At 61.6% G+C, this 9,889-nt stretch carries 10 protein-coding genes; 3 read left to right on the top strand and 7 right to left on the bottom strand.

Annotated features, from left to right (window positions below; all coding sequences use genetic code 11):
- A partial coding sequence (locus ACERJA_RS18240) for a thiolase family protein (protein WP_373609651.1) occupies nt 1-792 on the bottom strand: 792 nt, incomplete at its 3' end.
- 104 nt (nt 793-896) lie between these two features.
- Between ACERJA_RS18240 and ACERJA_RS18235 the strand changes: the two genes are divergently transcribed.
- Both ACERJA_RS18235 and ACERJA_RS18230 read left to right on the top strand, forming a co-directional pair.
- On the top strand, nt 897-1,667 hold the full coding sequence (locus ACERJA_RS18235) for a uracil-DNA glycosylase family protein (protein WP_373609650.1): 771 nt from the start codon (nt 897-899) through the stop codon (nt 1,665-1,667).
- A 282-nt stretch (nt 1,668-1,949) separates the two neighbouring features.
- A complete protein-coding gene (locus tag ACERJA_RS18230; RefSeq protein WP_373609649.1) occupies nt 1,950-2,456 on the top strand; it encodes a hypothetical protein in 507 nt (168 codons plus the stop codon).
- A 182-nt stretch (nt 2,457-2,638) separates the two neighbouring features.
- On the opposite strand, the gene ACERJA_RS18225 is transcribed toward ACERJA_RS18230, so the two are convergent.
- The 6 genes from ACERJA_RS18225 to ACERJA_RS18200 form a co-directional block, all read right to left on the bottom strand.
- Nucleotides 2,639-2,797, bottom strand: a complete 159-nt coding sequence (locus tag ACERJA_RS18225; protein WP_373609648.1) for a hypothetical protein — start codon at nt 2,795-2,797, stop codon at nt 2,639-2,641.
- Between the two features lie 213 nt (nt 2,798-3,010).
- Nucleotides 3,011-4,360 (bottom strand): ABC transporter ATP-binding protein, encoded by a 1,350-nt coding sequence (locus ACERJA_RS18220; protein ID WP_373609647.1) that lies wholly within the window; start codon nt 4,358-4,360, stop codon nt 3,011-3,013.
- Nucleotides 4,357-5,523, bottom strand: a complete 1,167-nt coding sequence (locus ACERJA_RS18215) for an ABC transporter ATP-binding protein (RefSeq protein ID WP_373609646.1) — start codon at nt 5,521-5,523, stop codon at nt 4,357-4,359. The genes ACERJA_RS18220 and ACERJA_RS18215 overlap by 4 nt, the downstream gene beginning before the upstream one ends.
- A 3-nt stretch (nt 5,524-5,526) precedes the next feature.
- Nucleotides 5,527-6,552, bottom strand: a complete 1,026-nt coding sequence (locus ACERJA_RS18210; protein ID WP_373609645.1) for an ABC transporter permease — start codon at nt 6,550-6,552, stop codon at nt 5,527-5,529.
- A gap of 23 nt (nt 6,553-6,575) precedes the next feature.
- Nucleotides 6,576-7,568, bottom strand: a complete 993-nt coding sequence (locus ACERJA_RS18205) for an ABC transporter permease (RefSeq protein ID WP_373609644.1) — start codon at nt 7,566-7,568, stop codon at nt 6,576-6,578.
- Nucleotides 7,569-7,683: 115 nt separating this feature from the next.
- Complete coding sequence (locus ACERJA_RS18200; protein ID WP_373609643.1) at nt 7,684-9,273, bottom strand: ABC transporter substrate-binding protein; 1,590 nt, start codon at nt 9,271-9,273, stop codon at nt 7,684-7,686.
- 196 nt (nt 9,274-9,469) lie between these two features.
- Here ACERJA_RS18200 and ACERJA_RS18195 point away from each other — a divergent pair, with 196 nt between their 5' ends.
- Nucleotides 9,470-9,889: a PPC domain-containing DNA-binding protein gene (locus ACERJA_RS18195; RefSeq protein WP_006065265.1), complete on the top strand. Its 420-nt coding sequence runs from the start codon at nt 9,470-9,472 to the stop codon at nt 9,887-9,889.

The following is a 9,889-nucleotide window of genomic DNA, read 5'->3' as shown; positions in this document are numbered from 1 at the left end:
ACCGCCCATCACGGTCGGGTCCTCGCGTTCGTGGACGACGTGGGTGTCCGTTGCGCCGTCAACGCCGGCGATGACGACGTACTCGTCCGTGTGCTCTTTCGCGACCGACTCGGGACAGAACATGAGTGCGGCTGAGCCGTCCGTGATCGGACAGAAGTCGTACAGTCGCAGCGGATCAGCGACGATCGGTGACTCCAGTACTGTCTCTAAGTCGACTTCCTTCTGGAACTGGGCGTTCGGGTTGTCGACGCCGTTTTTGTGGTTCTTGACGGCGACTTTCCCGAGACTCTCGCGGGGGGCGTCGAACCGCTCCAGATAGTGTCGAGCGGTTAGTCCCGCAAACGACGGCAGCGTCACGCCCGTCTTATACTCGACCGGATGCGTAACCGACGCGATGATGTCGGTCGTCTCGGGGGTCGATCGGTGGCTCATCTTCTCGCCGCCGACGAGCAGCGTCATGTCACTGGCACCGCTGGCGATCGACTGCCAGGCGGCGTAGATTCCGGCCCCGCCGCTGGAACTCGTCTGGTCGACGCGCTGGGTGTACGCTGGCATCGCATCGAGGTCGTGTGCCAGCGCGTTCGGGACACCTGTCATCCCTTCGAACTCCCCGCTCGCCATATTCGAGACGTACAGGTGCTCGACGTCCGACGCATCGACACCGGCGTCCTCGAGACACTCGATCCCGGCCTCCGCGAGGAGATCCATGATCCAGCCCTCGCGTTGGCCGAACTGGGTCATCGAGGCTCCGACGACCGCAACCCGTTCGGATGCTTGCTGTGGTATCGGCATCAGGAACAGTGCCCACGAACACCGTGTTAAACCTACCAATCAGTCGTATCGTGTGAAGGATCGAACCGTGCGCGATAACACAGCTCCAGCGCCTCGAGTCGAGTGTGCCCGCCGCTGATCACGATCCGGATCCGGTGTTTCCGACCACGCGAAACGTCCTCGAGGCCGACTGTGAGCGCTGTCCGGCACTCACCGAGTGTCGCGAGCGCATCTCGTGGGGGACTGGCCCGCTCGATGCGACCGTCGTCGTCGTCGGCGAAGCGCCCGGGTACGGCACCCCCGAGGCAGACCGCTGGCGGGGTGGCAACTGGACCGGGAAAGCCTACACCTCCCGTCACTCCGGTCGACGAATCCGGCGCATGCTCGCCCAACTCGGCTACGACGAGACGACCTACTACACGAACGCGGTCAAATGCTTTCCGGCAAGCGAGGCGCCACGCGCCTCGAGTGCGAGTAGCGCGGAACGGAGTTCCGCGGACAGTCAAGCGGCGGAGCCGCGAGACGACGGTGAAACCGCGAGCAGCGATTCCGAGGAGCCGACGACCAACCGTGAGCCGACGGCCGAGGAACGCACGAACTGTCGCGATCATCTGCTGACCGAACTCGAGGCCATCGACCCCGACATCGTGCTCGCGACCGGGAAACACGCGACGACAACGGTGCTCGCCGCCGAGGACCGCACGCTCGAGGGCTTTCTCGAGTGTGTTCTCGAGCCGGTGTGGTGTGCCCGGCTCGATGTCTGGCTCGTTCCGATCCTGCACCCATCGTATCAAGACGTCTGGATCGGGCGCCTGGGGTACGAGCCGGAGGCGTATCTCGAGGCGATCGGGGAGACGATCGAGGCCTGTCGCGGCACGACGGGCGAGCGCCACTGACCGTCACCGCAGACAGCACGTGTCTCGAGGGATGACAGAGTGCTCGAGAGAGCGACGATGACCCTCCACCCGCTGGACACATCGCGTGGCGGGCCGAGATATTGGTTGCCAGACCGGGTTCACTCGCCGTCTTCGAGTACACGAGACGGACGACTCGACCGACAGCTATGGTAAATCGAACCGCTGTCCCGCGACTGACGGCCAACGAGTAGGAGTCACGTTGAGAGCTGTCGCCGCGTTGCCACCAGTAATCGTTTAGGGTTGTGTGTCGTGGTAGCATACATGAGTCTCGAGCAACTGTTCGCTCAACTTCCCGACCCCGGCTCGCATGCGTTTCCCGACTACTCGCTTCCGCGCGGGGAGCCGGTGTTGCCGATCGCCGTTACGCACGACGAACTCGCGACGGTGCTCGAACTGTACGAGACGTTCCAGCGCGTCGATCCGACCGGGCTGGACTCGAACCCGTTTCTCGAGGCGGCGACGACGTACATGCAACAGACGTTCGGGATCCCACAGTACCGGCCGGACGAACAGCTTCAGGACGATATCGCGGCGCTGCTTAACGATTTTTCCGACGACCTCGGCGGGGACTCGATGGGTGTGGTCGACGCCACACCGGCCCACCACCGGACGCTGTACTTCTTCCTGATTAGCTGTCGCGGCTATCACAGCGCCCCACACATCCGGTTTGCTCCCGACGAGGCGGCGGTGGAGACGCTGTACGACCTCTACCAGCGGGTGACCGAGCAGGACGTCTATCTCAAACACCCGTCGTCGGTGCTCGAGTGAGGTGTGTCTGAGCTGTTCCGCCCTCGAGTTGTCCATCGCTCGGTCCGTCAGTGCAGCCGCTGTCTTCGTCACCGTATCCGTTCATCGGTGCGGACAGCACACGCTTTACTGGCTGTTCAGTCGGAGTGTCAGGAGTAAAAAGGGAGACTGCAACCGCGGTTGTTGCTCATCGATTCCGTTTCTCACCCGGTGAGGAAGCCACCCGGTGGAATACGCGTCGTTGGGCGGCCATCCTCGTCCGTCGACTGGTCGTCGCCGAACTGTGGGGAGTGGGCGATCGTTCGTCGTGCCTTTGCGATTCGCTGCGTTCCTGCCGTGACTGCTGCGATGATCTTACTCATACATGAGTAAATAGAAACGGCAGGTACATAAGTATTTTCGAGATGAAAGATCGTGTTGGTCAGCCGATGACGATCACAGATCGTTCGATAGCGTAAACGGGGTCTCCAAACCCTGTGATCTCCATACATGGCCACAAATAGATTTAGTTTCGTGGGACTAGCGTCCTATTCACACATGTACTAAATCAGAGCGGTACCTCGATGCCGGGGCCGTCACCGGTGCATATGACACGCCGCGAAATGTTGTTCAGTCCCGTGTTCGGGTTCGACGTCGTAGGCAGGCCGTTCGCGCGCACAGATGCTCTGTTCGGCAAACGACTCGAGCAGCAGGTCGGTCGCCATCTCCCAGCCGTCGCGTTCGTCGTCCGACTCGTCCTCGCGATCGGTATCCGTCGCGACCGCGTCGATCGCGCTGATCGCGTCTTTGATGATCTCGCCCGCGTCCCCGCGCGGGAGGTCGCCGTCGAAGAACTCCCGGCGAATCTCGGCGGCTGCCATTGGCTCGAACGTGCGCCGTTTGACCGCCCGCATGAACGCCCGTGTGTGCGCCCACTCCTCGTCTGTGAACTCGTACGCCTCGGGCGCGATCAGCTGTGGACACCGCGTTCGGAACCGACAGCCGGACGGTGGATCCTGCGGGCTTGGTACTTCGCCTTCGAGCACGCCTCGAGCGTCCGACTCCCGCGGGTCGGGGACGGGGATCGACTCGAGCAACGCGTTCGTGTACGGATGCTGTGGGTTCTCGAACAGTTCCTCTTTTTCCGCGATTTCGACGATGTGGCCGAGATACATCACCGCAACGCGGTCGGAGATATGGCGGATCACGGAGAGGTCGTGGGCGATAAAGAGATAGGTGAGGCCGAACTCCGCCTGCAGTTCCTCCATTGTGTTCATCACCTGTGCCTGAATCGAGACGTCGAGTGCGGAGACGGGTTCGTCACAGACGACGAAGTCGGGGTCGACCGACAGCGCTCGAGCGAGGTTGATCCGCTGGCGTTGCCCGCCGGAGAAGGCGTGTGGGTAACGGTTGTAGTGGCGCGGATCGAGCCCGACTTTCTCGAGTAACTCCTTTGCCCGTGCCTCCCGGCCCTCGTCGTCGAACATGTTGTGGGCGCGCATCGGCTCTTCGATGATCTGTCCGACCTTCATGCGGGGATTGAGCGACGATTGTGGGTCCTGAAAGATCATCTGGATCTCCGAGCGCTTCTGCCGGAGTTCCTCGCCGCTTAGCTCAGCTAAGTCGTCATTTTTGAACGTGATCGTCCCGTCGGTCGGATCGAGCAGTCGGAGCAGCGTCCGCCCAAGCGTGCTCTTCCCACAGCCGGACTCGCCAACGAGCCCCAGCGTCTCGCCCATTGTGATCTCGAAGGAGACGTCGTCGACGGCTTTCACCTGGTCGACGCCAAAACTCACTGGCGGAAACTGATCAGTCTCGAGGCTGATACCCGCGAGCAGTCCTGACTCGGACGCGAAATATTTCGACAGCCCGTCGACCTCGAGCAACGTCTCCCCGTGGGGGATCTCGGTCTTGCCGAAGCCGATCGGATCGTCGGGTTTGCTCACTGTGATTCACCTCCGTCCGTCGAGGCATGTTCTCCCTCGGCGGCTGCTCCATGCCCCATTCCCGTCTCTTCGTCTCCCGTCTCGGCGTCTGCCCCGTCCTCGAGGGGCGTGCTCTCGTCGTAGCCCACATCGAAGACGTCGTGTTTCACGCAGGCTGCTCGATGTGGGTGGCCGTCGGCACGATCGACCTTGAGTGGCTCCGGATGAACGCGGGTACAGACCTCACGTGCGTCGGGGCAGCGAGGATGGAATCGACAGCCGGAGGGTGGGTTGATTGCTTCGGGCATCACGCCTTCGATGGGCTCGAGTTCCTCGACGGTTCGGTCAGGCCGGGGCATCGAGTTGAGTAGGGCCTTGGTGTACGGATGGTTCGTCTCGTAGAACAACTCGTCGACGGGAGCCTGTTCGACGATCTCACCGAGGTACATCACGTTCACGCGATCACAGATTTCGGCGACGACGCCCATATCGTGGGTGACCCAGATGAAACTCGTGTCGTAGCGATCCTGCAGGTCGTCGACGAGATCCAGAATCTGCCCTTCGACGGTGACGTCGAGTGCGGTCGTCGGCTCGTCGGCGATGATCAGGTTCGGCTCACAGGCCAGTGCCATCGCGATCAGCACGCGCTGGCGCATCCCGCCCGAGAACTGGTGTGGGTACTCCTCGTAGCGCTCTTTGGGATCGGGAATGCCGACCTCACGGAGCATCCGGATCGCCTCGGCTTTTGCCTCCGCACTCGAGAGGTCCCGGTTGAGTTCGATGAACTCCCGGAGCTGCCCACCGACCGTGAACACGGGATTCAGCGACTCCATCGGGTCCTGAAAGATCACGGCGATCTCTCGGCCCCGAACCTGTTCGCGCATTGCAGCCTCTGAGAGCATGTCGGGGTGTTCGTGACGGTCGCCGTCGGGACCGTCCTCGAGGTCGAAGATCGTCTTCCCCTTGTACTCGATCGTGCCGTCGACGATCTTGCCGGGGTTGTCGACGAGGCGCAACAAGCTCATCGAGGCGACCGATTTGCCGGCGCCCGACTCACCGACGAGGCCGACGATTTCGCCTTCGTAGACCTCGAAGGAGATGCCGTCGACGGCACGGACGGTGCCGGTTTCTGTGAAGAACTGTGTCTTGAGATTTTCGACGCGAAGGAGTGGATCGGTACTCATGGGTTACTCTTTGATTCGTGGGTCCAGCGCGTCCTGTAGCCCGTCGCCGAACAGGTTGAAGCCCATAATCGTCACGAGGATCGCCAGCCCGGGCCAGATCGACAGCCAGATGTTTGAGTGCATATAGCGGCCGTGGGCGATTCGTAGCATCTCGCCCCAGTCGGGTGTCGGCGGCTGGGCACCGTAGCCCAGGAAGGAGAGGCCGGCGACGATCAGGATCGTCACGCCGATCTGCAACGTTGCATACACCATCACGGGTGCGAAGCTGTTCGGGATAACGTGTCTGCGGATGATGTTGCGGTCTTTGACGCCGGCGGCGCGGGCCGCCTCGATGTAGTCCATCTCCCGGACCGACAGCACGCGGCTGCGGATGATTCGAGCGAAGACGGGGATGAAGGTCAGCCCGACTCCGACGACGGCAAAGCGGATGTCCGGACTGCCATCGCTGATGAAGACGATGAAGACGATGATCAGCACGAGCGGCGGAATCGCGTACAGCGTTTCGACGGCTCGCATCAACACGTCGTCGGTCCGCCCTCCGTAGTAGCCGGCGATGGAGCCAATAATCGTCCCGCCGATCAGCCCGATCGCGGTCGAGAAGATACCGACGCTGACTGACACTTGCGAGCCGTAGACGATGCGGGTGAAGTAATCACGACCCTGCGGGTCGGTTCCCAGCGGGTGTGAAAGCGTCCCCCCGTCGACGAACGCCGGCGGGACGTTTCGTTGGGCTTCGCCCGATTCAGGGAGCGCCGTCGGATGGTCGAAGATCGGCAGCGTCTGCGCGGCGGTGTAATCCGACATCGTCCCGAACGTGAGCCGCGAGAGGTTGCTGTCGATCGCCACGAACGTCGCAATAAACAGGACGGCTGCGACGATGTAGAAGCCGAATCGAGCGGTCGTGTCGCGTCTTACTTTCGCCAGCGTGTACCGCCAACCAACGCGGGCTTCGATCTCTTCGTCTGCGGTCTCGCTTTCCGTCTGTCTGCCCGGCTCTTGGTCTTCGAGCTGTGATTCGGTCGTTGCCATTCAGGTATCACCTCCACTCATCGTTACTCTCCGTAGGTTACGCGGGGATCGATGTACGCGTACGAGATGTCGGTGATGACGACGCCGATGACGAAGATGGCGCCGAGCACCATCGTGATCCCCATGATCAGCTGGTAGTCGAGTTGCTGTATCGCCTCGATGAACAGCCGGCCCATCCCGTTGATCGCGAAAACGGTCTCGATCAACACCGCGCCACCCAGCGCCGTCGAGAGGTTGAGCCCGACGATCGTAATGATCGGCAACTGTGCCGACCGGAACGCGTGCTTTCGGAGGATCGTCCGCTCGGGAACACCGTAGGCGCGGGCGAGTTTGACATAATCCTCCTGGAGCGATTCGATCATCTGGGTCCGCTCGACGCGCATCAGCGTCGCCATCTGTAGCGTTCCCAGGGCGACCATCGGCAGAAGCAGATGTCTGATCGATTCGATCCAGTGTTCGATGTAGCTGTCGTGGCCCGCCGCCGCTGGCGGCTGCCACGGATAGACCAGCCCTGCAGACGGCAGGACGCCGAGCCGAACCGCGAAGACGATGATCAGCATGATCCCGATCCAGAACGACGGCGTACTGACACCGATGAGCGCGACGATTCGTGAGATGTGGTCGGTCGGCTTGTTTCGTCGCTTCGCGGCGATGATACCGAGTGGAATCGCCGTCACGAGCGCGAAGACGTACGCCGACAACACCAGCAACAGCGTCGGTCCGGCACGCTCGAGCATGAGCTCGGAGACCGGTCGCCGGCGATGGATACTGTAGCCCAGATCTCCCTGGACGAGCCCGGTCATGTAGTTCCAGTATCGAACGTGAACCGGCTGATCGAGTCCGTAGCGTGCCTCGATCGTCCTGACGAGTTCTTCGTCGACCTGTTGGCCCTGCAGCATGAGCCGGACCGGATCACCCGGTGCCAGATTCGCCAGTACGAACGTGATGATGGAGATCCCGATGAGAACCGGAATCGCCTGCAGTAGCCGGTAGACCGTATACTTGAGCAGTCCCATATCGTTCGATTTCGTTTAGATGGTCGTGTCGTCGTTTCGTGCGCTGTCCGCCCGGTTCGGATCGGCCGTCTGTCGCTCTCTCACCTGTCGTACGGAAACGGCAGGCTCGAGTGGCTTACTCCTCGAGATTGACGTTGTTCTCGTCGGAGACGAGCTCCGGGTTGTACGAGACGTTCGGGTGGGGCTGTTTGCCCTGGACGTACTCCTGGGTCGCAATCGTGTTGTGTTCGGAGTACGCCGGCATGACGGGCACCTCCTCGATGATCTCGTTGATCACGTCGGTGTAGAGTTCGCGGCGGTCGTCCTGATCGGCCGTCTCTCGTGCCTCGAGGATGTTGTCGTGGAAGTCGTCGCTGCCCTCGTAGAAGTGGCCCTGCGTGACGCCGGCGTTCTCCTCGTGAAAGAGGTTGTAAAAGTACACGTCGGGGTCGGGACCACCGGTCCAGCCGAGGATGTACATCTCGTAGTCGTCCGCGTCGCCCGAAATATAGGTATCAGTTAACGTCGCGAAATCCAGACTCTGAACCTCGGCATCGTATCCGAGTTCGTCCAGCCGGGAGACGATCACCTCACCTAACGCGATCCGAACGTCGTCCGGCGGGACGATAATCGTCGGATTCCAGTCGTCGGGATCGTCGAGTCCCTCCTCGAGAAGCGCCGCAGCCTCGTCGGGGTCGTGGCCCGGTGGCTCCTCCTCGATCGAGAAGTCCCAGCCGAGATCGTCGACGATCGGTGGGATCGGCGTCTCCATTGGTGTTGCGCTCTCGCCGAGGTTCGCATCGACGAATTCGGACATCGAGAACGCGTGGGCGATCCCTCGACGGACGTCGGGATCGGTCGTCTCGCCGTCGTTGCAGTTGAACGCGACGTACTGGTAGGAGGGGCTTTCGGTCCGGTGGACCTCGATCCCCTCCTCGCCCTCGATCTGGTCCCAGTCTTCCGGCGGCACCGTCGCGATCGCGTCCGTATCGCCTGCGAGGATCTGGGAGACCCGACCCGCGTCGTCTTCTGCGGCCTCGAATCGGACTGACTCGAGTTCGGGCTGGGGATCGCCCCAGTACTCGTCCCAAGCCTCGAGTTCGACGTACTCGTCTGAGGTCCAGTCTTCGAAGGTAAACGGGCCGCAGCCGACGGGATTCGTGTTGTATGCGTCGCGGTCGTCCGTCCGGACCGACTCGTTGACGATATATGTCGCTACCGTGAGCGTCGTGAACGCACCGTAGGGGTGCTCGAGGTCGAACTGAACGGTGTGCTCGTCGACGGGTTCGGTGCCGTCGACGTCGATGAAGTCGAACTCCGGGCGGTTGTCGGTGTCTTCCTCGATAGGCGCGGTAAACGAGTGGACAACGTCGTCGGCGGTGACAGGATCGCCGTTGTGGAACTCTGCGTCCTCGACGAGCTCGATGATGTATCGTTCTCCGTCCCGTTCTTCTTCGGGTTCGCCGGCAGCGATCTTTGGCTGGAGTTCGAGGTCGTAGTCGTACTCGTAGAGGCCGTCATGGACCTGGTGAATGACCTGCGCACTGTAGGCGTCGTTCGAGATGACCGGATCGAAGTCGCCTTCGGGATTCACCTCTTGAGTGTAGAGGAGCCCATCTTCAGGTCCTTCATCCCCACCGATACAGCCAGCAACCAGGGCTGTACCAACCGCTGCACCTGATGCAAGAACCCGCCGTCGCGTAGCGGTGAACTGATCGTATACCATCCTTTTGTCCAATATGTTCCATGTATATTGGTAGCAGGGGGCTAAAGAAGTCAAGAAGCTGTTACCGTAACCGTATCTGTACAGTCCCCCTCATTTTTGTCCGTTGGTGGGTCCGACATCGACTGTGAAACGCGGTAGTGACTGAGACGAGCAACAGACCGGTGGCATTTTTGTTGTGGCACCAGTGAGAGTTCGTATGAACTACAGGGCGGTCGAGACGGACGCCGAATACATCGCCCGCCTCGAGACCGGTGCCGACTGGCGGGCCGAGATCGAGTCGCTCGCGAACGACGTCGACGCTGATGCGGCCTGGTTTAGCGCCCTCGGTGCGGTCCAGGACGCCGAATGCTGGTTTTACGACCAGGATGACTGCGAGTACTATCCACTCGAGTTCGACGAGCCACTCGAGGTCGCCAGTTGTGTGGGCAACGTCTCGTGGCTGGACGGAGAGCGCTTTGCACATACCCATGCGGTACTCTCGGACTCCGAGGGCAACGCCGTCGCGGGCCACCTCAACGAAGCGACGGTCTGGGCCGGCGAGGTCTACATGCGCGTCTTCGAGGATGAGTTAGTGCGCGAGTACGACGAGACCACCGACCTCGACCTCTGGCTCTGA

The organism is Natronorubrum sp. A-ect3 (genome assembly GCF_041821125.1).
GTDB lineage: Archaea > Halobacteriota > Halobacteria > Halobacteriales > Natrialbaceae > Natronorubrum > Natronorubrum bangense.
This window is presented reverse-complemented; position numbering and strand designations above follow the sequence as displayed.

Excerpts from the sequence above, each read along its gene's own strand:
- ACERJA_RS18230 (WP_373609649.1), top strand. The coding sequence starts at position 1,950 with ATGAGTCTCGAGCAACTGTTCGCTCAACTTCCCGACCCCGGCTCGCAT.
- ACERJA_RS18225 (WP_373609648.1), bottom strand. The coding sequence starts at position 2,797 with ATGAGTAAGATCATCGCAGCAGTCACGGCAGGAACGCAGCGAATCGCA.
- ACERJA_RS18215 (WP_373609646.1), bottom strand. The coding sequence starts at position 5,523 with ATGAGTACCGATCCACTCCTTCGCGTCGAAAATCTCAAGACACAGTTC.
- ACERJA_RS18210 (WP_373609645.1), bottom strand. The coding sequence starts at position 6,552 with ATGGCAACGACCGAATCACAGCTCGAAGACCAAGAGCCGGGCAGACAG.
- ACERJA_RS18205 (WP_373609644.1), bottom strand. The coding sequence starts at position 7,568 with ATGGGACTGCTCAAGTATACGGTCTACCGGCTACTGCAGGCGATTCCG.
- ACERJA_RS18200 (WP_373609643.1), bottom strand. The coding sequence starts at position 9,273 with ATGGTATACGATCAGTTCACCGCTACGCGACGGCGGGTTCTTGCATCA.
- ACERJA_RS18195 (WP_006065265.1), top strand. The coding sequence starts at position 9,470 with ATGAACTACAGGGCGGTCGAGACGGACGCCGAATACATCGCCCGCCTC.